The 25,309-nt window shown below is 53.8% G+C and carries 19 protein-coding genes; all 19 read right to left on the reverse strand.

Going from position 1 to position 25,309, the window contains the following annotated elements:
- Positions 1-17: 17 nt before the first annotated feature.
- Complete coding sequence (locus FGI41_RS07600; RefSeq protein ID WP_139489361.1) at positions 18-476, reverse strand: hypothetical protein; 459 nt, start codon at positions 474-476, stop codon at positions 18-20.
- Complete coding sequence (locus FGI41_RS07605; protein WP_139489362.1) at positions 440-973, reverse strand: hypothetical protein; 534 nt, start codon at positions 971-973, stop codon at positions 440-442. Before FGI41_RS07605 ends, FGI41_RS07600 begins: the two co-directional genes overlap by 37 nt.
- 14 nt (positions 974-987) lie before the next feature.
- Positions 988-2,382, reverse strand: coding sequence for a hypothetical protein (locus tag FGI41_RS25380; RefSeq protein ID WP_255298363.1), 1,395 nt, complete (start codon positions 2,380-2,382; stop codon positions 988-990).
- A 16-nt stretch (positions 2,383-2,398) separates the two neighbouring features.
- Positions 2,399-3,112 (reverse strand): hypothetical protein, encoded by a 714-nt coding sequence (locus tag FGI41_RS07615; protein WP_139489363.1) that lies wholly within the window; start codon positions 3,110-3,112, stop codon positions 2,399-2,401.
- 71 nt (positions 3,113-3,183) lie between these two features.
- Positions 3,184-3,669 carry a transglutaminase-like domain-containing protein gene (locus FGI41_RS07620; protein ID WP_176560175.1) on the reverse strand — a complete coding sequence of 162 codons (486 nt, stop codon included), beginning with the start codon at positions 3,667-3,669 and terminating at the stop codon, positions 3,184-3,186.
- Positions 3,670-4,061: 392 nt separating this feature from the next.
- Positions 4,062-8,957, reverse strand: a complete 4,896-nt coding sequence (locus FGI41_RS07625) for an S-layer homology domain-containing protein (RefSeq protein WP_139489365.1) — start codon at positions 8,955-8,957, stop codon at positions 4,062-4,064.
- Between the two features lie 262 nt (positions 8,958-9,219).
- Positions 9,220-9,684 (reverse strand): hypothetical protein, encoded by a 465-nt coding sequence (locus FGI41_RS07630; RefSeq protein WP_139489366.1) that lies wholly within the window; start codon positions 9,682-9,684, stop codon positions 9,220-9,222.
- A 25-nt stretch (positions 9,685-9,709) separates the two neighbouring features.
- Positions 9,710-13,123 carry a glycoside hydrolase family 78 protein gene (locus tag FGI41_RS07635; RefSeq protein WP_139489367.1) on the reverse strand — a complete coding sequence of 1,138 codons (3,414 nt, stop codon included), beginning with the start codon at positions 13,121-13,123 and terminating at the stop codon, positions 9,710-9,712.
- Positions 13,124-13,139: 16 nt separating this feature from the next.
- Positions 13,140-13,862 (reverse strand): hypothetical protein, encoded by a 723-nt coding sequence (locus tag FGI41_RS07640; RefSeq protein WP_139489368.1) that lies wholly within the window; start codon positions 13,860-13,862, stop codon positions 13,140-13,142.
- 4 nt (positions 13,863-13,866) lie between these two features.
- A complete protein-coding gene (locus FGI41_RS07645) occupies positions 13,867-15,033 on the reverse strand; it encodes a hypothetical protein (protein ID WP_139489369.1) in 1,167 nt (388 codons plus the stop codon).
- Between the two features lie 16 nt (positions 15,034-15,049).
- Positions 15,050-17,137, reverse strand: a complete 2,088-nt coding sequence (locus FGI41_RS07650) for a DUF4815 domain-containing protein (protein WP_139489370.1) — start codon at positions 17,135-17,137, stop codon at positions 15,050-15,052.
- A gap of 16 nt (positions 17,138-17,153) precedes the next feature.
- Positions 17,154-17,666 (reverse strand): BW3TFN family phage tail fiber component, encoded by a 513-nt coding sequence (locus FGI41_RS07655; RefSeq protein WP_139489371.1) that lies wholly within the window; start codon positions 17,664-17,666, stop codon positions 17,154-17,156.
- Positions 17,667-17,668: 2 nt separating this feature from the next.
- Entirely contained in the window at positions 17,669-18,403 is a 735-nt protein-coding gene (locus FGI41_RS07660) for a hypothetical protein (RefSeq protein WP_139489372.1), read from the reverse strand.
- On the reverse strand, positions 18,400-19,446 hold the full coding sequence (locus tag FGI41_RS07665) for a baseplate J/gp47 family protein (protein ID WP_139489373.1): 1,047 nt from the start codon (positions 19,444-19,446) through the stop codon (positions 18,400-18,402). The genes FGI41_RS07660 and FGI41_RS07665 overlap by 4 nt, the downstream gene beginning before the upstream one ends.
- Positions 19,447-19,848 (reverse strand): DUF2634 domain-containing protein, encoded by a 402-nt coding sequence (locus FGI41_RS07670; RefSeq protein ID WP_139489374.1) that lies wholly within the window; start codon positions 19,846-19,848, stop codon positions 19,447-19,449.
- A gap of 3 nt (positions 19,849-19,851) precedes the next feature.
- Positions 19,852-20,319, reverse strand: coding sequence for a DUF2577 family protein (locus FGI41_RS07675; RefSeq protein ID WP_139489375.1), 468 nt, complete (start codon positions 20,317-20,319; stop codon positions 19,852-19,854).
- Between the two features lie 29 nt (positions 20,320-20,348).
- Positions 20,349-21,359: an XkdQ/YqbQ family protein gene (locus FGI41_RS07680; RefSeq protein WP_139489376.1), complete on the reverse strand. Its 1,011-nt coding sequence runs from the start codon at positions 21,357-21,359 to the stop codon at positions 20,349-20,351.
- The gene (locus tag FGI41_RS07685; protein ID WP_176560176.1) at positions 21,356-22,009 is read right to left on the reverse strand and encodes a LysM peptidoglycan-binding domain-containing protein; all 654 of its coding nucleotides are present in this window, start codon (positions 22,007-22,009) and stop codon (positions 21,356-21,358) included. The genes FGI41_RS07680 and FGI41_RS07685 overlap by 4 nt, the downstream gene beginning before the upstream one ends.
- Entirely contained in the window at positions 21,999-25,301 is a 3,303-nt protein-coding gene (locus FGI41_RS07690; protein ID WP_139489378.1) for a phage tail protein, read from the reverse strand. The genes FGI41_RS07685 and FGI41_RS07690 overlap by 11 nt, the downstream gene beginning before the upstream one ends.
- Positions 25,302-25,309 lie beyond the last annotated feature (8 nt).

Raw genomic sequence — 25,309 nt, forward strand, 5'->3', positions numbered from 1 at the left:
ACCACTCCCTCACTAAATCAACCGTATGTATTGTTATACCAGTATCGGCCCATCAGCCGCCCGCCCACTCGGGACAGATTCCCATCCTCCTTGATACAACGAATCACAAATTGCACATCGTTGTCTCCATTGAGGCGGATATGGATAGGAAACCCATGAATGCCCCAGGGATTCACAATGTGATCGAGAGCGGCGTAAGGGGATAAGCGTCTCCCGTCGATTCGGATGGACCATTCATAATCAGGCGTGTGAAAGGGATCACCAGCCCGGCTGTTCGTGAAGGCGTACTGGCTGAAGTACACAAGCTGACCACAGTACTCCCGGGGCACTCTGTAACTGGCAAGCACGACTTCCTCATGAAGACGACGGGGGGCCTCTTGGATCGAGGAGTTGTCAAACCAACCCGCATCAGCAGGAATTCCGCAGATGGTACAAGGATTCATGCCAGAATTTTGTACCCCTGTAGGACGAACCATAGCTCAGCCTCCTTGTACAGATTGGCCTGTATGATCTCCTCCACCTCGATCCGCACCGTGGAACGCGGGAGGAACAGCATCGGCTGGGGAAACTCCCGGAACGGGCGGAGACCGTCTCCACGTCCAATCGTTGCGATTTGCAGCAGCTTGTCACTTTGCAGCTCGCGCCCTGTGCCACTGTCGACCAAGGTGTAAAAGAAGAGGAAGTTTTCAGCCGCTTCACTCAGCATTTTGATCTGTTTGATTTCTTCCTCGGGTGTGACAATATGACTGTCAACACCGGATTCGAGATCCTGCCAGAGGGTCGCGTACGCCTTTAAGACAAGACCAAAGCTCATATGGGTAGCAACGAAGGGACCTTCCGTACTAATGTTGATCACTTGCTGCACCCTGGTACCGGGCTTGCCGGTTAAGTTGAATTTGACGATATGGTCAAATGGGATCTCACGCGACATCTGCGCCCCTGTCCCGCGGGTCGGTTCTCTAAATCGGTTCATCTGTACTCACCTCTTTACCAGTGGGGCTTCCAAATATCCGGGGTAGTGACTGGTGTGCGAAACATCGGTGTCGTGGACGGGCGGGTCGGTTCATATCCCAAGAGACCGTTTTTGCGTATCACATAGCCTTCCAGTCCATGTACAGATTCTGCTTCCAATCCGTACATCGGGTCAGCCTCCAAGCCATGCACCGGCTCGGACTCTAATCCATACATCGGATCAGCCTCCAATCCGTGGATCGGGTCGGCTTCCAGTCCATGCACCTGATCGGCCTCTAATCCGTGCATCGGGTCAGCTCCAAATCCATGTACCAGATCGGCTTCTAATCCGTGCATCGGCTCAGCCCCAAATCCATGCATCGGATCAGCTTCTAATCCGTGGATCGGGTCAGCTCCAAATCCATGCATCGGATCGGCTTCCAATCCGTGAATCGGGTCAGCTCCAAATCCATGCATCGGATCGACTTCCAATCCGTGAATCGGATCAGCTCCAAATCCATGCATCGGATCGGCTTCCAATCCGTGAATCGGATCAGCTCCAAATCCATGCATCGGGTCAGCTTCCAATCCGTGAATCGGATCAGCTCCAAATCCATGGATCGGATCAGCCTCCAGCCCATGGATCAGGTCGGCTTCCAGTCCGTGGATCAAGTCGACGTCCAGTCCGTGGATCGGATCGGCGGCAAGTCCGTGCATCGAATCAGCGGCAAGTCCGTGCATCGGGTCGGCTCCTTCCACGCCGTAGATATACCCGTCCAGCCCCAGATAGATCGGTGTTCCGGTTTGGGCAATACCCAGTAATCCAGCACCACGGGCTACATTAATCGCAGTGGCTGCCGCCGGACCTACACCGGGTATGAAAGGAAGCAGTTTGGTTGCTATGGGCAACAGCTTCGGCGCTACATTTTTGGCGACGAACTTCAGCCCTCGCTTCGCCAGCCGCTTCAGCTTACTCCAGAATCCAAGACCATTCCCCAAGCCATCATAGCCTGAAATCCATCCGTAGAGATGTCCACCTGGCCCTTGAACGATCGCTCCCGGATAGCCCACTCCCAGTAACCCTTGGACTTCTGCCGGAGCACCCAGCCCACGCAGTGCAACGGCATCTGGGCGCAGAACGCGCGGCATGGAGGTTACGGCGGGTCTTACGTTTCGTGTATAGAGAGGACGAATCTGTGTGGATGGAGCCGCCGGACGGATCAGAGGCCGCTTCCCACGCCCATAGTGTCTCGGAAATGTATAGGCGCACAGGCGATAGACTCGGCGGCGCAGACGAGAATACGGTGTCCAAGCACCCTTGCGTCTTCCGACAGCGTCAAGACCCTCCACCCAGCCGTAGACACGTCCATCTGGTCCGCTGCGAAGCTCACCTGGTGTGCCAAGACCCATGATTTGTGTGAGATGGTTCATGCTACAACACTCCTTTTTATTGCACATCTCGAGTTAAGTATCCGTCCAGAATCACCCAGATACGAATATCTGTCCGAAACCCGCAGCCACCACTCCAGTTCAGTGCATCCGTCCACGCTTTCGGCCATCCGTACGGCAGATTCAGCTCCACTCTAAAATTCTGCTGGCGATCGATGATGACTGGCTCGGCCAAGCGGAAGGTCGCCACCGGGGTTGGCTCACCGTGCGAAGCCATCGGGAAAACACCCGCACCAGACGGAAACAGGAAGCTCGGAGCTTGAAGCATGGTCTTTTCTCCGACGATCAGGGAGAGGACCGAACTGTATACTAGACTAGACATGAGTTGACGCATCATCGTATCTAGCTGATCAATCGCACAAGACTTGTAATACGAGTTATATCCTCCTTTTTGGTAGGCGCCCGCTTTTTCCTCTTTGCCCGTCTCCTCTGTGAATGGATCTGGCTCATTGACGAGAAAATTCGACTCCGGCACGGTTCCAAACCCAGGTGCCACGATCAGACGCAGGGAGCGTACTTCATAGGTGTTCGTGGAAGGCAGCACAGAGGCCTGATCCATGTTCGTATCCAATTTGGTCTTTCCTTGGATGTCTGTAAAGAAGCGTTTGGGCAGGGGATTGCTAAGCTCCTTTTCCGTAATCGGGTATTTGAAAAGGATGGAGTCATATAAGGGCCAGTGAAGCTTCTCTTGATAATTTTGGACTCTTGACACGAGCAAGTTCCTCCTTTTTGGTGCGTGGATTGTTATCAGTCACATCACGTTGTACATGCAAGAAACGGAGGTTAGGTGAGCATCCATCCTGACTGACTGCGCTCTCTCATTCTGTGATGATCGATCGTCCCTCTCAACGTCGGCGCTACCCTATCATAGTTGTGAATCGGCATCGTCGCCCGTACCACCCATGGTGCCTGCCAGCCCATCGGATATGACATCGTCGGGTCTAGCGCAATCCAGTGGCCCCGTATATACACTTCTAAGTAGACATGGGAAAACAGGTTGGGATTGTTGCGATTGTACCCGGCAACGACGAGCCGTACTGGATGTCCGATTGACTCTAGCATCGAGCCCAGAAGGACTGTCATGTCGTCACAATCACCGATTCGAAGCTGTAAAATACGCAAGGCACTTGTCAGCAATTCCAACCGATAAGGGTCCTTGGTGTATCGAATCTTTCGTTGCACCCATCGGAATAACGTTTCGATTTCTTGCAGATAGGCCTTGGCGGGCACTGCCGCCTGCAACAGAATATCGATGGCGGCTTGTCGCACGTAAAAGTCCCGTGCCCCCTCCCGAATCAAGTGAACCATCAGTTCTAAGGTACGCCGGGTTCCCGCTATTCCGTCGGGCAGCATACCTCGTCGTATGCGCGGGCGGCTGAGAGGAGCTGGAAGGTAACGTTGGGACTTGTTATCATTCATGGTAAAATCAACCTCCAAGTCAAGTTATGCCCATCCAGAAATTCCCGTATTCATTCCCTGGCTTCCCCTTGTGCCCTTCTTGCTTCCAGACAGCTAACTCAATTTGCCCGTAACGACAAAAAGCACCCCCTCAAGCAACATCGGATCAACCAAATGGTTTTTCCGATGTCCACGTAGGGAGTGCTTTTATTATTGAAGAGATCCGTTTTCCGTTAAAACAAAGTGTCCGTTAGTATGGACGATTAGTTGGCTGAATGGATCCCAATGAACTGGTACGAATCTTTTGGATAGAGAGTCCATTGAGAGGTACGGTACATCGTTGTGCCTGCTTTGTATTCCGGTTTGCGAACCATCGTGCCACCGGCAGACAAAAGTTCAGTCGTAGAGGTCGGGTCACCGAGTACATCGATCACTTGTCCATTTTTCTTGATCACATACGCCACCGTACGTTTGCCTGATACATACAAGGGGAGCTCGAAGTTATAGTACCAAGCATTGCTGGCCAGATCAAAGTAATCATAGAAGGTAGACTCAATCGTAACGACAGGCGTGTTAGGATAAATCACGCCTAAATCCTGTGTGATGATACTGACCGATTGAGTAGCTTCCACGTATTGATGCACTTCCAACGTATAGCCACTGATACTGTCCCCTGTACCATTGCCCGCGTAGAAAATCTCAACGGCGATCCGTCCATTCGACCCCACTAGATATTCGGAGAAGAGCGGTGCAGGAGGCGGAACAACCACGGTCGCGGTAAATGTCATGGAAGCCGTACCGCCTTTGCCATCCGATGCCGTAACAGTGACGGTTGTCGTACCGGCAGCACCCGGAGTAAGCACCAGGTTCGAGCCATTCACGACAGCAGATGCCACAGATGGATTGCTGAAGCTAACCGTGTAGGTCAGGGTATCTTGGTCTTCATCCGTGAATCGGCCGGTCAGGTTCAGCAGACGGTCAGCACCACCGAAATTCATCGTTTGTGCAGCAAATGCGGAATTCATCACAGGTGCATGGTTCACAGGCAGTGGATTCACCTGCACAGCAAATGTCGAAGAGACGCTTCCACCCTTACCATCGTCAGCGGTAACGGTAATGTTCGTCGTACCTGCTGCAAGCGGGTTCACACTCAGCGTAGTACCACTCAGTACTGCGGTTGCCACAGACCCATCATCTGCTACTGCGGAATACGTCAAGATGTCACCATCCTGATCGGAGAAGGTGCTGGAGATATCAATCGTAAATTCCCCAGAGCCCTCTGTCACCGTATAGCCGCTGATCCCACTGATGACTTGTGGATCATGGTTAACCGGAGCCGGAGAAGTAATCGTTACGTCAAAGGTTGTAGAGGCTGTTCCTCCGTTGCCGTCATCTGCGGTCAGGGTCACGGTCGTCGTTCCAACCGAGAAGATATCGATGAGGATGAGAGTCCCGGACATGCTCGCTCGAGCTACGATGGTATCACTAGACGTCGCGCTATAGGTGAGGGTGTCCCCATCTTCATCAGCAAACGTATTCGAAATATCTACGCTCATCCCCAAATTAGCAGTGGTCGAGGTCTTGTTGCCAATCGGATTGGCGACCGTCGGCTGATGATTCACCACAGGCGGTATTGGATTATTCACTGTCAAGTCAAACGTCATAGAGATCGGCGGATTGTTGCCGTCATCAGCTGTCAACGTAACCGTCGTCGTTCCGGCAGCTACCGGCTGAATCACCAGACTGTTGCCCGTGATCGTAGCCGTAGCCACGGATGGATCTGCTGTAACGACGGAGTACGTGAGGGCGTCTCCCTCTGCATCGCTAAATGTGTTGGAGATATCGAGCGTAAGATCATTGGCACCGACTGTTGTGGATTGTGCTCCAATCACATTCGCTGCAACAGGCTGTTGGTTCGGCTGAAGGACGGTGGCATTAAAAGTAGTAAATACAGACCCGCCGTTTCCATCATCGGCTGTCACGGTGATCGTGGAGGTACCGACTGCCAACGCGTTCAGCTTCAGTTCGCCTCCAGTGACAGTGACAGCTGCTACCGCTGAATCGCTGGATACTGCTGTGTACGTCAGGCTATCCCCATCCTGGTCTGCAAAACGGTTCGTCAGATCGATGGTCGGGCCTGCTGTTCCGAGCGTCCAGCTCTGTGCTCCGATTACATCTGCCACGGTTGGATCATGGTTCACAGGTGTCGGTACGGTGACCTGGGTCACGGTTACGTCAAATGTCATAGTTGCGGTTCCCCCGCGTCCATCATTAACGGTCACGGTGATTGTGGAGGTACCGACAGCTACTGGTGTGATGTCCAGTTGGCTGCCATTGACAGTGACGGAGGCTACCGCTGAATCGCTCGACACTGCCGTATACGTCAGGCTGTCCCCGTCTTGATCTGCAAAACGGTTGGCAAGATCGATAGATGGCCCAGTGGCTCCAAGCGTCACACTCTGAGAACCGATGGATGCTGTCACCGTTGGATCATGGTTGACTGGAACAGGTACAGGTATGGTGATCTGGGTCACAGTTACGTCAAAGGTCACAGATTCGCTTCCTCCGTGTCCATCATTGGCTGTCACCGTAACCGTAGCAGTACCGACACCCACTGGTGTGATGTCTAGTTGACTGCCATTGACTGTGACGGAAGCTACCGCTGAATCGCTCGACACTGCCGTATACGTCAGGCTGTCCCCGTCTTGATCTGCAAAACGGTTGGCCAGATCGATAGATGGCCCAGTGGTTCCAAGCGTCACACTCTGGGAACCGATGGATGCTGTCACCGTTGGATCATGGTTCTCCGGAACAGGTACAGGTATGGTGATCTGGGTCACAGTTACGTCAAAGGTCACAGATTCGCTTCCTCCGTGTCCATCATTGGCTGTCACCGTAACCGTAGCAGTACCGACACCCACTGGTGTGATGTCTAGTTGACTGCCATTGACTGTGACGGAAGCTACCGCTGAATCGCTCGACACTGCCGTATACGTCAGGCTGTCCCCGTCTTGATCTGCAAAACGGTTGGCCAGATCGATAGATGGCCCAGTGGTTCCAAGCGTCACACTCTGGGAACCGATGGATGCTGTCACCGTTGGATCATGGTTCTCCGGAACAGGTACAGGTATGGTGATCTGGGTCACGGTTACGTCAAATGTCGCAGACACGTCTCCTCCGCGTCCATCATTGGCTGTTACAGTAACCGTAGCAGTACCGACAGCCACTGGTGTGATGTCCAGTTGGCTGCCATTGACAGTGACAGAGGCTACCGCAGAATCGCTGGACACGGCCGTGTACGTCAGGCTATCCCCGTCTTGATCCGCAAAACGGTTGGCAAGATCAATCGATGGTCCAGTGGTCCCAAGCGTCACGCTCTGGGAACCGATGGATACTGACACTGTTGGATCATGGTTCACCGGAACAGGTACAGGTACGGTGATCTGGGTCACGGTTACGTCAAACGATACAGAGATCGTCCCGCCTTTTCCATCAGTAGCTGTCAGTGTAATCGCAGAAGAACCGGCACTTACCGGTGTCAGCTGCAATAGGGAGCCTGTCATCGATGCGGATACCACATTGGCATTACTGGATGCAGCTGTGACTGTCAAAGCATCATTGTCCTGATCGGCAAATACGGCAGAAGTGTCAATCGCTGTGCCAGATGTTCCCACCACCAGTGTCTGATCAGAAGGGCTGGAAGCAACTGTCGGGCTATGGTTCTCTACTTCCACAACCGTTACCGCAAACGTAGAAACAATCGAACCTTTCCCGTCCCGTACAATCATCCGCACATTAGCCGTTCCGATTGCACGTGGAGTCAGTGTGATGATTTTTCCCAAAAGAGTTGCGGTCACTTTGGTCGAGTCGGTGGAGCTGACTGTGATCGTCAGTGGATCACCGTCATTGTCGGAGAAGGTGTTCGTAATGTCGATAGTAACCGGAGTCCCCAGATTCAGGGTTTGTGCCGGAACTGGATTCACTGCAACAGGCAACGAGTTCGCTTTAGCCTTGACCGTCACGGTAAAACTGGTCGAGACGACTCCACCCTTGCCGTCATCTGCTGTGACCGTTACCGTCGCAGTACCTGCTGCTACAGGAGTAATGCTCAGCGTATCACCGCTGATGCCTGCCGACACTTTGCTTGGATCAGATACGGACACCTGAAGGGCAAGCGCATCATTGTCCTCATCGGTAAACAGTGACGACACGGAGACGGATTTCGCACTATCCCCTACTGTTAACGTGAGGTTAGCCAATGCTCCCGCCACGACTGGGGCATGATTGACCGCCGGGGTAACCGGATCGTTATCATCTGACGAACCTCCACCAGTTCCGCCAGACCCGCCCGAATCAGAAGAGCCTGAATCAGATGAACCAGAATCGGTAGAGCCCGTATCGCTAGAACCTCCCGTTGAACCTGAATCCGTGCCAGTCGTCGAACCCGTACCGGTAGAAGGTGTTACCGTGTCCGTGGTTGTTGGCACTGTCCCTGTACTTGGAGTAGTTGTTTGAGTATTTTCAATCGTCTGTTTCTCTACGATAAAATTATCGGCTACCAATGCAACCTGCTGACGGTCTGCCAATCCAGTCGGAGCAAAGCTGCCGTCTGAATTTCCAGACATCAGACCCAATTGATAAGCAACAGCGACAGAATCCCGCGCATACTCGGCGATGGTCGCATAATCCGTAAAGGGCGGAGTGGTCGGAGCTTCCGGCATTTTATAGCCACTTTTCTCCAAGGCACGTACGAAGATCACCGCCATATCTTGACGGGTCATGTCACTTCCCTGCCCGAATACGCCATTACCCATCCCCGCGAAAATACCTGCTTGGGCTGCCGCCTCTACATACGCATAAGCATAGTGCATCGGGGAGACATCCGAAAACGTAGGTGTGCTCGGAGGCTGACTGACATCCAAGTTAAGTGCTTTGGCCATGATAATCGCAAAATCTTCCCGCTTAATACTGCCAGTCGGATCAAACGTCGTATCTGTCTTCCCTTTCAGGATGCCTTGTGAGGCCAACTTAAGAATCGCATCCTTGGCAAAAGAATCCTCTACGTCCGTAAACGCCGTCTGTGCTGACAGATAGGCAGGTGTTGTCCCATAAACAGTTAATCCGGCCAAAAAGCTCAGCAAAAGTCTCCTTGCATTCAACGCTTCTACCCCTTTTCACTTAAATATCTTTGTTTATTATTAAGTAGCCAATTTTATAGTAATTCTAAACCTCATTTTTATCAAATATATTCACTTTTCTTTATCTAGGGATAATTTGGTAAAAATATGAATATTGGAAGAAATGGGTAATCCGAACAAGGATCACTCTTCCAGAAAAATAAAAAAAGACCGAATGAGAGCATCCCTCATCCGGTCTGTAGTCCAATCCCTATGCGGCGTCCGACAGTATTTCTTCCCACCATCACGACGGTTCCTTCGCCTTCTTCACCCGCCGATATTCCTCCTGCAGCTGGCGGGTTTCTTTTTTCTTCGATACAAGCTTGGCAAAACGTGTGCTCTCCTCGGCTTCATGGAGCGAGATGGTATAGAGCGGCATCAGCTTCTTTTTGATCGTCTGAATCATGCTCTGTTGTTCGTCCGTCAAATGCAAAGCCGCCTGCTCGGCTAGAAGCAGGGTCAGGTCGGTGAGCAGATCAAGCTGTGTCTCTAGCGCGTCTAGTATGCGGGCCTGCCGCTTCGGATGCGCTGCAAGGTCTTGGTAGAAGGATTCGACTTCCTCCGGGGTTTGGAAAAATTCGGTCAGCTCCTCCTCCACCTCTTCTCCTGCTTGCTTCTTCTGCAAAAGCTCCTGGCGTCTGGCTTCTCGGCTCTGACGGTTTTCCTCAGCTCGCAGGTGGGCGAGGTCGGTTGTCTTCAATGATCTCATCGGGGTTGATTCACCTCCGTGTCTTTTATTCGAATGAGAATCCGAAGCCGTCGAGTTCAATCGGACTGTGTGAGCCGTTGCCTGACAGCGTGATGCGGATGTTGAGTCCCCATGCGGTTGCTTTTTTGGCTTGGTTGACGAAGGTGTAGTATCCACCGTTTTGGACAACTGAGGTGATATCTTCCCAAGCAGGTGTAGGGTCGAAGAAGTTATTGCAGGCTTCTACTTTTAACGTGGCGGGTTTCTCATCTGTGAACACGACAAAAGGCATCAGATACATATAGTTGGTGCCCTGACTGGACGGGTGCTTGTCCGCGACGGCTTTGAGCCTAAGCTTATGCTTGCCGTAGACGAGATTGCGATATTCGAACACATTGGTAGACCATTGCTGGCTAGAATGATACAGATCGACTTGAGCGATATATTCATTGTCGATGAACACCTGAAACATTCGCTGCTTATTATCTTTGACGCTTGCCACAACGATCGAAGTCCCGGTAAATTCCACTTCGGCTGTGGCACCGTCTTGGTTCGTCCATCTGACTGCTTCTTCCAAGTAGCTCCATGTTCCCGTATACGTTACCTTTGAAGATGCGGGGCTGATCTCCTCCATTCTCCGGGTCACCTTGGGGTAGTTGGTCACGGCATTCATGACCAGACGCTTGGCTGCAGCGCTCGTTTTGATCGGTGGGTTGAGGGTACAGATGAGCTGATCCCCGATGCGCAGCGGCTGTGGATTTTGCCGATTGGAGTTGTACTCTGCGTATGGATATTTACGCCTGAGGTAGTAGCCCGTCCAGTTCGGATCGACATCGATGCGTTCGTATTCTGCCCTGGGGATTTCGATCATGCGGATTTGGGAGTATTGCGTTTTTTGGTTGGCGTACGTCTGGGAGAGATGAAAGATAGCATTGCCGTACGTTCTTCTTCCATTTATCTTGAGCCACAGGGTCTCCCAGCAGTTAGCTCGTTGTAGCGGCCCTCCTTTGACACCGGAGTATTCGATGCAGACATCAGTATGGGTGGATTTGACCTCCGCGAGAATCAGATAATACTTGTCAAAATCCAGCTCCAGCTCTTTTTGCAAGGAATTCTGGGTATTGGAAATGCTGCTTGTGTACTCAATGGTGAATGTGCTATCCGGATGTGCCTTGCTAGAAGTGATAGTATAGCCCGTCTCTGACCCGTACAGCTCAAATCCATAGGCTATATACGGTAGATTGAAATCGTTTGGGTCTGCGATAAAAAGTGTATGGAAGGGTTGCGCATGAGAGTAACCCTTGGGAAGCTGGCTTGCCAGATCCAAAGAACCGACCCGCCAGTACTGTGTGGTCTGGGTGGGCAAGTCGCTCTGCATGGTGTAGCGTACCTTTTCATAGATAGGTACATGGAGGATTTCGGCTGTAATCGATGCGATATCATAGTCCGTGACTTCGTTCTGGGCGGCTCCCTCATCAAACAGAACGACTCTGAGGTCAGAGGTATAGTGCTCGGGAATGACGATATCAATGAAATAATCCATAAAAAACGGTGTGACGAGGATCGGATCGTCCGGGACGATGATGATCGGATCTTCTGGTCTGATGATAATCGGATCGGAGACGACTGGAGGCTCAACGGCTGAGGGAGCCACGATCGATGTTTCCCAGCCTTCCCCCCTCCCGCCATGGATGATGGCTTCAACGGAAGAAAAGTGATCTGGTGTATCCCCCTGTAATCCAAGCATGATCCGTTTGCCTGTCATCAAGCTGTTGACCCGGATGGATGCGGTGATGCGGATGACATCTCCCGGTTGCCAGCCCTTGATGATTTGCCACAGCCCTGTCAGTTCCCCTGTTGTATTTTTGATGTTAATGAAATACTGACCCAGATCCTCCCCCATGCTGTACGATGTCTGATTGTACTCTCTTGTGGACCAGAATGATGCCCAGCCCCCTCCGTCCCGTTCTTCCAAATGAGGGTTCTCCGCCAACTGCTTTCTTCGTCTCACACCCTTGGCTGGAAATGCCGTCCATGTACTGCCGTCATACGCTTCCCAGCCAGCCTGAGTGCTGCGGGAATTGAACTTACGGACTGTGCCTTCAAATCCGTTATTTTCGGCCACCTCCACTTGGAAGTGTTGGTAGTGTCCTTCCGGCTCATGATTGACACTAAACTCAAAAGTAGGTCTTGGACTGACACGACTGTTGGGGACAGGCCCGATCGGAGTGGGAATCTCCGGGCGTGACCCTGTCGTGAACTCCACGGCCGAAGGAGTTGACGTACCATTATACGAATCGGTGGCGATCACCTGCCATGAATACACCTTGCCTGCTTCCAATACACCTGCCGGCACGTCGTAGTAGGAAGGAATGGGAGCGGAGAATGTCTGATCAACCACCGTCACATTGTCCGCTACTCGTCTCACCTTGATCTGGACTTTGGCGATAGAATCCCCGTCCGGATCAACCACCTTGAATAACAGGCGGGGCGTTAACCCCATGAAGCAGGAACCTTGGCCGTATTCTTTCCCGCTGAGATAACAGACCCTCGCCCCCCGGTTGATCGAAAAATAGTACATATCCGTATACGGCGATTCGTAGCCGTATGTATCCCAGACTTTCAGCCGCCATTTGTAGGTTTTGTGAGGCTGAAGTTCAGTGGCTGGATTGGAGTAATATTGGTTCTGACTGATTACTTTGCCCGTGGTAGTGACCAACGAGTTCGTCGCCGCATCATAGATCTCCACCTGATAGGCTTGCTGGCGGTCTCCTGCATCGGGATCAGAGAATGACCATGACATATAGATCGGAATCCAATCTACATTGGTGGGGCTGGTGGATGTTCCGTTCGGACGGAAGATGACTGGTTTATTCGGGGCTACAGCCATCGTCGTGACGGTATTGGCTGCAGAGGTGTTGAGCGTGGCTGCCTGGAGATTCTCTGTATCATCTTGGGTTGTCTCGATCATCACTTGATAGAGCCGGAATTGAATGTGCTGCCCGTCTGCTATCGTGAAAGTAATGTCAGCAACCACAGCACCCATCTCCTGAACCGGATGGAAGGTCACGCTTGGATAGCTGCAGCTCCCGTCGTCCAATAGAGTCGGTGCATGGTTTTGGCTTCGTACGCTTAGCGTGCCGTCAGCGATCTTGAACTCTGCCAGATTGCCGCTCTCCTCCATCAGATAGAGAGATTCGCCAAAAACCACTCCCCCCATCGGCCCTGTCCTGATCATATCCGTGGGTGAGATTGTGCTTACATATTCCCTGCTTTGGCTCCCGCTCCCATCGAGGTATGTCCTGTACAGCTTGCCGCTCTCTTGTTCCAATAGATAGAGCGCGGATGGCTCATACAGACTGGTGATCATCACGTCATGCCCGGATAAATCGGTGATGGCAAAGCGGCTGGTGATCTCCTCTCGTGTATAGGTTCCGACTAACTTCACCGATATCGCCATTGGTCTGTTTTCCCCCCTATCTCAACAAGGCCTTTCCCGTGGCGGTGTCCAGCATCCCTGCTGTAATACTGACCCCGCCTAAATCACGGAAGGTTTCTACATAGATATTGGCGTTGACCCCTGTCAACTCTGCCTTTTTCATCGTCTCCAGCTCCAGTAAGGCGTCGATCAGATTGCGTTCGGTGTTGGCGAGGCGCAAGGTGAGGCTGTTGATCTCGGCGGTCTGACGGTTGATGACGGTCTGCTGCTGTGTCAGCGTGGTTGTGTGGCTGTCGAGCGTGGTCTGATGGCTGGTCAAGCTGGTCGCGTGAGTACTGAGCGTAGTCTGGTGGCTGCTCAAGCTGGCTGCGTGATTATCAAGTGTAGTCTGGTGGCTGGTCAGCTTGGTTTGATGATCGTTCAGGGAGTCCTGGTGGCTCGACAGTTGCGTGGTGTGTCGGCCCAGTTCGCTCTGGTGACTCGCAAGCTGGGTAGCGTGTTGACCCAGTTCGGTCTGGTGACTCGCAAGCTGGGTAGTGTGTTGACCCAGTTCGGTCTGATGGCTCGCAAGCTGCGCAGCGTGTTTCGCAAGCTCAGCCTGATGCCCGTCCAACAGCTGCTGATCGGCATCCAGCTCAGATTGCAGGCGGATGCATTCAGCATTGATCAGGTCAAAATTAGCATTGATCTTCAGTGCCCCACTCATCAGGCTGTCCGGAGCCTGATGGTCGACAGAAATCCGTGCGCGGGTGACTGTCATCCGCCTACACCCCCGTCGCTGTGTAGGATGTGTGCACCATCAGATTGCGTGCTTTTGGCGTGATCATCGGCTCTTGGCTGCTCTGATTGATCCGGATGCGGAGCGTTACGGCTGTGTCCGTCAGATTCTGGGTCACCTTCACCTGCTGGAACTGGCTGTCCACCACCCCTACAATCGTGGGGTCTGCCATCCTGACCCAGATGTCATCACCATCCTCGTCTTTTTTTACGGAATATTCAAACACATGACCCGTACTGGTCGGCGCGTGCAAATCCACATAGATCGTGATCCGGTTAAAAGGCTCACGGTAGGTCATCTGCCTGCTGATATACACCCCATTGGTTTTGCGGGCCATGGAGATCGCACTGAGACTGTTCTGTACAGCCGGAGAGGAACCTGTGGAGAGCAGGGTGGCCCGTATGTGGATGTCGTCGGCGGGCTTGACCAGTTGGGTCACATCCTGCCCGGCCAGCGGGAACCAGGTATTACCGTCCGCCGAGTATTCCCAGCGGATTTCGGAGCGGTGCGGAACCAGTTGATTGGCGGCGAGGATCAGGTGGGTAGCGCTTGTAGCCGTTATTTTATGGAAGACAACGGTGGAGCTTGGATGGAATCTGGCTCCATACAGGCGGAACTTCAGATCCATGTCTTGGTGTGCGGTCCAGGCCGAGCCGTTGGAGGAGGAGAACAAGACACCGATATCGTATGGCTGGCGGGCCACCTGTTTTTTGGTGACGAGATCGGTAGTCGCCATCCGTGCGACGTAGAGCCGGTATTGGCTGGAGGTGGTCAGGACGACGATCGCGTATTCGGTGTTGGCGGCAAGCAAGACCGGGTCAGGAAAAGTGATCTTGGTCGGTACAGGCGTCACGGTCGTCTCGGTCACCTGGGCGAGATTCACCTGCTCGGTCTTGAGTACCTTGGAGGTGAGGACGTTCATCGATGGATAGCCATTGACTACTTGGCGGATCTGCACGGTCACGTCTGCCACCGGGTCTTTGTTGACGAAAAACAGGTCGAGTGCGGTGATATACCGCTCATCGGTGAGCATAAAGGTCTGGGCGAGCGGGTCAATCGGACGGCCCCAGGGGATCTGCCAGAAGGTCTGCTCGATGATCTGTCTGCGCCCGACCCCCACATAGGAAGCCCTTGCTTCATTTTGAATCGTCATGGCGACATGCCTCCTTCTAGGATTCGTTCCAGAATCGGACCTCGCGCGTACCTGCCCGGATGCCGGCTGGAATCGTGAATTTGCAGGTGAGACGGCCCAACCCGTCTGCCCTCACCGTGCCCTTCTGTGTACCTGCTGTGGTTCCCGCGTCAAGCGGTGTGAGGACGACCGGCTTGCCGTCAAAGGTTGCCATGATATTGTCGCTGAACGGCTCAAAGCCCTCGCCAATCACCGCCACATCACGCACACGGATGAACGGAATCTGCTCGTCGAGGATCATCCGGGTCACCGTGCGGCCATTGTTCCACCATTCCAGCCACCAGCCCCAGATGACCTGTGTCACGAAGAACTGCTCCACCCAGATATCGTGGCTTGGAATCAGCCGGATGGTCGCCAGATTGCCGAACACCTGATACGGGTTGATATTCATCGCCTCGGTCGCAAATGGCTGGTCGATCAGCACCTCTTCCTCGTAGCCGATCGTCATCAGCCGCTCGTGGATGCGAACCGTGCTTTTCTCCCCGTCGACCGTAAGCTCGCTCAGCTTCTGTGTCATCGGCAACTGCAAGGTCTTCTCCACCGGGTCAAACATCGCATCAAATCCGGGATGGGTCACATCGGAGCGCTCAAAGTTGGTGAAGTTGTCGGTAAAGATGCCTTTTTTCTGAACGGTCGGATCGGTGTATTGGGCGGCGCGGTCCAAATCGCTTAGGGCTTGGTTGTATTCGGCCCGCTCCAGACGGTCAAGTAGCGAGCGCAGCTCCAGCATGGTGAGGCGCTTTGGCTTGCGGTTGGTCACGATGGCATGATCACTGTTGGCTGGCAAAAAAATCTCGCCCAGCTCTAAGACGTCAGGCGGTGAGGCTGGGGTCGGCGGGTACAGTCCGCTTTGGCCTTGGATCACCTTGATCTCCCCATCTGCGGTCAGGTAGTAGACATCCTTGCGCGGCAGGTAAAAGTCGTAGTCGACGGTGATCGTACAGCCGTGGACTGGCTTTTTTTCACCCAGATCTAAAAATGTCAGCATGCCATTCTCCAGTGTAATGTCGCGTCCGAATACCAGCAGCTTGTTATAGCGGTAGGTCACCTGATAGCTGGTGTTCGCTATCGGTTCCATACTTCCCGTATCCGCAGGAGTCCAGTCCACGTGGTTGCTGGTCAGCTTGTAATCGCGGTTCTTGACGTAGACGGTCGATCCTGTTGTGACGCTGACGATCTCCAGCACCGGGTTTTTGGGCAGCAGATCCATCAGAGAACCCATGCCACGCATGACATTCTCCGTCACTTCGACCAGAGCAGAGACTTGGCCCAGCCTGCTGACTGGTTGGAAGCTTAGTTCGTACTTGCTTACGTCCTTGTCGTAGGTTTTCGGTTCGTTGATGACAGATTGTGTGTCCAAAGCCTTCTCGATCTGGATCCGCATCGGAACCAGCTTGTTGATCTCGAAGCCCTGCACATAGGCACGGCCTGCATCCACCACCAATGTGACATGCTCCTCGTCCTGACCGGCACCGTGCTCGATGAAGCCATCCATGCCCGATACGAGAAAATTACCGCTGGTGTCATAGGTGCGGCGTGCAAGCACAGGAGTGAAGCCTTCCAGTTCAGGCGGCAGCTTGGAGGTGACGAGGATGCCGTCTTCAAGCCGGTACATCATCGTCGCATCGGGATCATTGACAAGCCATTTGGGATCGGCCACCATCCGGTCTGCCCCCGGCATCCCATGGTTGTCATAGCCGACAGCCGGATCATAGAGGGTCGGATCATCCTCGAAGCTGATGTTGCGATACTCGACCGTAAGCCCGATCACCTCTGCCCCGTGTCCGGTGATCGTGAGGGTCGTCTCGGGAATCTCGTGGATGATCCCCTCCAGATAGACGCGCGCGGGGGAGATTTTCAGGCTGGTTTTGGTCGTGTTGATATAGAGCTGACCGCCCTCGATTATATGCCCCGAGCCAAAAATCACGTCGCCCAGCTGCTTGTCCCGATACAGCGAGAGAGACTGCATCTCATTGAGCTCTGCCGACTGCAATCGTCTGCCCCCGACCGCCTGTACCGACACCCAGCGCTTCTTGGGATCAAAACGGTTGTAATAGGTCGCCATGGCATTGCCTCCTTCCTTAAAACTCGATGATAAAATCAACCGATTCCTTTTGCGTGGCTTCACGGGAAATCGGTGTACGGTTATTCATTATGATTAAAAATCCGGGATGGACCACATCGTCCGGGTACAGCACCTGCTTGTTGACGGGAACCTCTGCTTTTTGGGTGAGGCTCACGAAGACACCTGTCTGACGGAAGGTAATAACGGGAAATGTGTCAAAAGAAAGCCAGGCCTGCACATACACCCAGCGGCAGTTCTGCTCGATGCCTTCCTCTTGGCTGATCGGGCGCCACTTCTGTCCGCGCTGCTCAATCGTGCCGTTGTCATCCGGCATGATGAAGGTCAGCTGATCCGCTCGTTTGTAGGCGGCGACCTCCTCGATCTGTGAGCCGAAGTGGACGGCCGGCACCTCCTCCTGTTCGTTCCACGGAGAGGTTTTTCCGACGGCGATGAAGACGCTTCTGTCCCGGATCAGCTGGAGAGCCTCGAAGGTGCGCAGCCCTTTTACATCACAGGTATAACTAGCCATGCTTAGACACCTCCGTCTGTTGGGTGGGATTGGATGGTAGACTGTTGAATCGTAAGCGACTCATCCTCATAGGTGAGCGCATCTGTAAAAAAGAGATTGGGCGACCACCAAGGGTTCCGCCTGTTGGTGTGGCGCTGCAACAGATAATACGTATCGTTGGTCTGGCGGATCACTTGGCGTCCGCTCAGCTCTTCGTGGGTCTTCGCGGGCAGCACGATGCCTGTGAGGACGGTTCGGGTATCGGTTGCGGGACGCCGCTCTACTTCCAGCTTTTCCTGGATCAAGAGGGCGAACAGATAGCGAAACCCGGCCAAGCCCATCAGTCTGACCAAGCCTTTTGCCATCAAAAGGGTCTCGGGTGTGGTGTAGATCAGCGTGGTCAGCGGCATGAATTCACGGCCGTCCGCCATCACACCCGATGCCGAGAGTATGACGCCTTCTTCGGGCATAGAGCGGTAGGTCTCATCGATGCGAATCCCCTGCGCCTGCAGCGTCTCCAGATTCATCGTGCCGGATGAGCGAAGCCGGGCCACCAGCTCTTCGTCGCTCTCGACGCCGAACTCCTCCCGCCACAGATCAATCGATTTATCGCTTAACAGACTGACGAAAAAAGTCTTCCACAGATCGGCATCGACATCCGGCATCTGGGCGCTGACCACGTCCATGATCGCACGAATCTGACGGCTTTCCTGATAATAGACAGGCAGATAGCCCATCAGCTGATCGGTTGAGATCATACGAGGATCACCACCGGATCGATGATGCTGTCATGCTCCAGCTCGATGTTGATGGCAGGCTCGCTGACCGTAGCGTCGGTAGCCCCAGCCTGCACCAGTGCCGAGACGAGCTTGGAGCGGTAGAGGGTCCCCCCTACCTCGATGGTACGGGTGTAGCCCAATACCGCACTGGTCGCTTCAGATGGGCTGAGTCCGATTACACTGATGCGGATCTCGACGCGCTGGTGCTTGAGCTTGCGGACTTTGACATCAACACCGGTCGGTTTTTTCTGATCCATCAGGGTCTGGGCCTGCATCACAAGCTCGTTGAGATGGGTCTCATTACCGCCGATGATCAGATCGACCGTGCCGATTCCTCTGGGTTTATCCAAGGTTTTGGCGTACGTGATCCCCGTGATCGTGAGGGCCCAGCGTACATAGTCAGAGCTGGTACCGCCGTGCTCGGGATTTCGCTTTTGATAGAGAATCCGGTTGCGCAGGCTGGCGTCGCTCTCTTCATCTGTCCCATAGCGCCCCGGCTCTGGATTGGTCACACGGACGACATCTGGATTGGGGTCGAACAGCAGGGTGATTTTGTGCACAGGCACGTTCCCCTCATCCCCTGCCAGCTTGCAGGTCGCCATCACCCGGCCCAGCCCGATGGTAACCTTCGAGCCATTCTCTTCACGGGTGACGCTCGAAAGCGGGCAGTCCAGATCGGTTACATAGGACAGATCGGAGTTGAGCACCCCGACGGTTGTACCTTTGGGCACGGTTTTGCCGGGGGTTCCCGTGAATTCAAGCAGAACCCGGGCGCGGTTGGCCGGGGTACGCTCCAGGCCGTGGTCTTTGGCGATCAGATCGAGGTAGTAGCCCTCTGCCTTAACCGCAAAAGCCTGCTCCAGAATCTCACGGAACTTGCTCTCCTCCATCCACAGCTGCAGGGCGATTGGAGCCAACGCATCATAGATGATCGAGCCTTCCCGCTTGTCGAGTTCATCTGGGACGCGGTCGAGCATCTGCTGTAATTTTTCTTCAAAGGTCTCCAGTCGTTGGAGGGCCATCTAGATCACCTCCTTGTAATGAATAACACCTTCCACGGTATCGACCCGAAAGCTGAGATAGACCTCATCAGCCTCAGCCTTCACCTCAAAATCAGAGACTCGCTCGATCCGGTCATCATAGATCAGGGCCTCTGTCACCATCCGCACGATCTCCGCCCGGATGAACCGCTCCGAAAACCCTCTGCCAAACAGCGACTGAATCTCGCAACCATAATCTGGCGAATAGATCGGGACGTGAAAGCGGATCGTATGAATCGCCTTGGTGATGAACTGCTCGATCGCCTGCCGCCCGTCAATCCGAGCGGTGATCTCCCCCGTCTCGATGTCGAGCTGATAGGTCTTGGATGGCTGCCGTACATTTTCGATGATCTGCGGGAAGACCAGATCCGGCTCCAATGCCATGGTCTAGTCCCCCTTTGCATAGGAGACGACGCGGTCCATGATGAAAAATTTCTGCCCGCCTTCAAATGTGATGACCATCACCTTGTCCCCTTTTTTCAGCTCGTTGGTGTATTCGATCTTGCCTGTGCCTTCTATGAATTCGAAATCCGCTTTGGTCATCGAGATTTCTGTTACATCATGGACATGCGGTACATAGCCGTTGGGTAGCATCCCTACCTTGGGCGAAGCGGTGAGCGGGGCCGAGATCGTGCTCTTCCCCTTCCCCTCCACCTTCATCTCCCGCTTGAACTCCTTGGTCAGATGCTCCGCGACCACAATCAGCTCCTTGGGGATGATCAGCTTGTCATTGCCCTTGAGCTTGATCTTGAGCTCCGGCGGGTCTGACACCACCTCGGCTTCCATCAGGGTGGTTACCTTCATCGTCTGCATCGCCTTGAGGCTGTGCTGTCTGATCATATGGCCAAGTGACATAGACTACTCCCCCTTTCCCTTTGGATTTGTTAGCCTTTCGATTCCTTGGCCTTCACCTGTACTTCGTCCGTCTCTGACAAAGTGAGCGACATCATATGTTTACGCCCGGTGAACGAATGGCTGTCTTCCTCCACGTAGTAGGCTTTCTGGATGTCCAGTTCTTTGACCATCACATAGACAGCCGTCCCTGAGATGACATCCGGTATGCCAAAAATATTGTTAATCGAAAAAGTCCGCTTCTCCCGCCCTTCCTTGGCGAGAATCTGCTTGGCCCGCTCTTGCAGGGTGGCGCGAATGACCTTTTCCTTCACTTTTTCATAGTGTTGCAGGACGCCGAACTTCTTCTGCAATTCGGCGTCCTCTGCGGTAGCGGTGATCGTCTTGGATTCCTCACCAGCCTGCAGCTTGACTTTGGTGACGGTCTCCTCGATCGAGGTCTGGTAGGAGTAATCGACCAGATTGACCCCGTCCTCGATTACCCATTGGATGGTGTTTTTTTCGCGCGGGATCAGGTGTACCTTGCCATCCCGCGAGTAGAAGGCATAGCGCTTGCCTGTCTGCCTGTAGGTGATCTCCAGCGCCTTGAGCGCCATGTCGTACAGGGTATCTCCGTCGAAGATCAGGTACGGAATCACGAACTTGGTATCGTCAATCGTGCCCGCCGGGATGGAAAAGTCACTGCACAGCTTTTGGATGATCTCGGACGCTTTTTTCCCAGTGAACAGCAGGGAGTCGGTGTTCTTGGTCAGGTAGATCATCTGGTCATATGCCGTGATGGCGAGCTTGTCTTTGGAATAATCACAGGTAAAAATGATGCCGCGGAACAGCTCCTGATCACCGAGGCGCAGAATCAGACCATTGCCGTTCTCAGCGGTGATTTTCTGGTGGCTGCCCCGTTCCGTGTTGACCAACTGGACAGCCAGCGTACGTGGAGCCTTGGTGCGTCCGCCCGACCAGTCGACACTCTCAATCAGGTCGGTGATATCGAACGTTTTATCCTTGGTGACGAGGTAGACGGATAACGGTTGGGTTTGGTTCATGGAATCACCAGCACTTGGTTGGGATAGATCGTGTAGGGAGCCTTGATGTTGTTGGCTTGAGCGATTTTCATATGATCGACATTGAGGATGCGCCCGATGACGTAGAGGCTGTCCCCTTTTTTCACGGTATAGGAGCTGGGCTTGGGCCTTTCATTGGGGCGCTGGCCGACCTTGCTCGCGATGACCGTCTTCGTCTCACCGGCGTTCTTCTTCTCCACGACTTGGCGGACTTGGATGTACTTATACTCGCGCAGGGTGATGTCATAGTAGAGACTGCCCACGTCTCCTGCCTGCTCCTTGATATCAAACGTCTCGATGGTGACCGCTATATTGATGTCCATCCCATGGTCGTTGCTGACGATAAAACGGCAGGGCTGGCCGCTTTGTCTCCATTTGGTGATCACGGCGACGGCTGCTTTGGGGTCAGGAATCTCTACATATTTGCAATAAGGCCCGTAATGCTTGGGAAAATGCGAGGAAAAGGAATAGACGGTCAGCACATCGTTTTGGATGATGGAGACCTCACCCAAGCCCTGCACCGATACCGTCTCATTGGCCGAACCATTCTGGATGGACAGCTCACCCGGATTGACGGGGAGCATGATCCATTCGTCGTTATTGTTGTAGGTGATCCAGATATCAACACTCATAGGAACCATCCGCCTCCGTATTGAGATCTTGCTCCAGCCTGCGCACCATCTCATCCATCACTTTCTGGACATCGACGCCTTCGTGGACATGCATCTCCCCGACAAGCTGGGCGATCTGCACGGATTTGGTGTGATTCACCTGTGAGGAGGTGCTTCCTGCACTGCTTAGCATCTGCTGGGTCTCCCCTTGCGAAAACGGGGTGACATCGAGCTTGGATGGCTGTTTGCGTGGGTTGAGCAGTGGATTTACTTCGGTACGGTCTCCGGCGAGAATGGTCGGGATGCCCTGGCGTTTTGGCTGTAGTTTTCGCTGCAGCTGTGGCTCCAATTTTGGCTCCAGTGGCGGATTGACCGAAGCAGATGGAGCGACAGAATATAACGCCGGGGTATAAAGGAGTTCTTGTTGAGCCGTCTGCGTCTGCGTCTGCGTTTGCACTTGCGGAATCGTAAACAGGCTGCCCGTTCCTTTGCCGCTGATGTCCGCGATCTTCTTCTGCAGGGTTTCCTGCGGGCCGGGAGTAGCCGATGCCTGGATGATATCCGCCTCCAGCTTCGCTTTTTTCTCTGCATCCATCTTCTTGCGCATCTCTTCGCCCTTGGGCTTGGCTTTTTGATAATCGAGAATGCCTTCGAAAAGACCTCCGACCAGATTGTCGAGGAACTCATAGATCGACATCGCGATATCGGTCACCAATTCCCAGACAGAGCCCAGCACGCTTGCAAACAGGTTATAGAACGTCTCACCCAGCTTGATTGCCGCGCTGGCAAATCCCTCCTCAAACAGCAGGATGAACGCCTCCACCACACCGACCAACGCATCGAAGACCGCCGTCCCGATTCCCCAGATCGCCTCGAACACGCCAGAGACAATACCCCAGATCCCACCAAAAGTCGCTTTTACCGCTTCCCACAGGAAAGACAGCGCCCCGACAGCGATCGGCATGATATACGTCCATGCGCGGGAGAAGACCTCCATCGCTTTGGGGATTCGGTCTTGGAACCAAGCGGAGACGATTGCGAATTTTTCTTGGAAAAAGGCGACCATCTGATCGAAGTACGGCATCAGATAGTCGATGACCGCCGCTGTTTTCTCGCGGATGCCCCCCCAGTTGTTGACCCATGCTGCCGCCAGCAATCCGATGGCAGCGACGATCCACATGATCGGATTGGTCAGTGCCATGATCACAGCCCCGCCTTTGCCGAAGGCGCCGATCAGCGTCGTGACCAGCCCCACCACCTTGAGGATGACGAACAGGCTGGAGAACGCGGCTGCCACTCCGACGATGATCGGCTTGAGCATGTCGAAGTTGTCGATCAGCCATTTGAAGACATCTCCCACCCGATCCAGCACGGGCATGGCATAGTCTAGGATCACCGCAAAAGCTTGGATCATAAAATCACGCAGCTTCTCGAACCCGCCACCTGACTCGGTCAGCCACTTTTGCAGCTTTTGCAGATGGGGCTTGAGCCGCTCCAAGGCTTTGACACCGGAGTCCTGCAAGGCGACGGACATCCCTTCGTTGATCGATTCCCAGAGCTTCAGACTGGACTGCCCCACTTGCTCTGCTGAGCCTCCAAACTCTATGCTCTCTTTGTCGATTAAGCCTTGGAACCCGATGCCCTTGAAGACATCCTCACTCATTTTCACGCCAAAAGGTTTGAGCTTATCAAACTTCTTGCCGTCTTTCGCTTCTTCGAGAGCGGACAATGCATCCTTGAGCTTTCCGCCTATCGCGGCAGCCATATCTGCGGCGAGCTGCATAATCTTCTTCGCCTGTCCCATATCCCCCTCAGCGAGCGACCATGCACTTAGGCCTCCCTCGGTCATGTCATTGACGCTAAAAGGATTCTTGACCGCCTCTTGCCGCAGCCAACCCATGAATTCCTGAGCGTTCTGCTCGATCTGAACCCCCGCGATCTGCTTGCTCGGGTCCAGACTTTGGTTGGTCTCCTTCATTCGGGAGGCCATCCGGCTGGTCTGCTCCTCCAAAACAGCCGCCGCCTTGATCGTTTTGTCAAACAGTTGGGAAGGTGCGGCACCCAGCGACTTCAGCCACCCCATCATCGAGGTGAGATGTCCGGTCGCCTCCTCCATCATGGTTTTGGGCTTTTTATCCGGTTTGTCCGGGGGTTTGCAGGCACAGGCCGCGGCTACCGCTTTTCCCGCTTCTGTCGGAGCTGCTGCTTTCTTCGCCCTCTCCCCGCCTCGAAGCGTAAAGATCTTTTCACTGAGCCTCCCAGTGAAGCCTGATTTGCCCGTTAGTCCCATCCTGTCTGTCCGCTTGCTGACCGCCCGCGATACCCGACTGAAAAAGCCCATCTGCTTGCCTGCCTGATCCTTTCTCGGTCGGGTTACATCGCGAAAAAATGATCTCGTCTTCGTGATCATCCCGTCTCTGCCTGTAACCCCCATCTGCTCCAGCATTCCGCCTTTACGCGCCAGGTTCTGCGGGCCGAGGATGCCCCAGTTATAGGCTTTGCGAGTGAGGAAGCCTCGCGGGCCCACCAGCTTGGACTTCATCCGTTGGAGTCGGGAGGGCTTTGCATTGGGATTAGGCGGTGCAGTTAATTTGGCTTTCATCCGCTGAAACCACGTCGGTTCGGCATTCGGGTCGAGTGGATCAAGCTTGTCGGGTATGGGTTTTAGGTCAGGTAGCTTGACTTTCGGCTCCCACTTTTTCCACAGCTTAGGAGCAGGCAAGAAGTTTTTTTGAGCATACTCCTTCTCAAAAAAGTTGCGGAAATCAATCAGCGAGTTGACACCCTTGGCGACCAGATCGATGGCTCCTTGACCTGCTTTGACCGCGAGATTATGCCCCCCTGCTTTGGCTTGCTTGGCGAGCAGCTTGGTTTGGTCAACCGCCTTTTTCGCCAGTTCGACCGAGCCTGTCTTGAGCCGTCCTGCTTTATCTTTTGCCAGTACCTTGGCGTAGTTCATGCCTTGGTTGAGGCGTTGGCCTGGCTCGTACATGGTGGTGGCAAAGGTACGGCGCTTTCGTCTCGATGGATTGATGGTTTGGGCCTGCTGGGCTTGTTGGACGGTCTGGGCTGTTGCTTCACCCGCTTTTTGTATAGCGGTTGGGTCTGCCACCGGCTTCATCTCGACGGTTACCGTCAGTGTCCGCTCCAGTTTGGTAAGCTCTCTGAGCATCCGTTTCATGCTGCGTTCCCGCTCTTTAGCGGTAGTGGAGACGCCCGCGGTCAGGATTCGGTTGAACTGATCCGCATACCCCAGTGAGCTTTTCAAGCTTTTTTCGATATTGGACATGTCGAGGGCTTTCAGAGTTGCCATGATTTCAC

Source organism: Brevibacillus dissolubilis, assembly GCF_006170445.1.
In the GTDB taxonomy this organism is placed as follows: Bacteria; Bacillota; Bacilli; order Brevibacillales; family Brevibacillaceae; genus Brevibacillus_B; species Brevibacillus_B dissolubilis.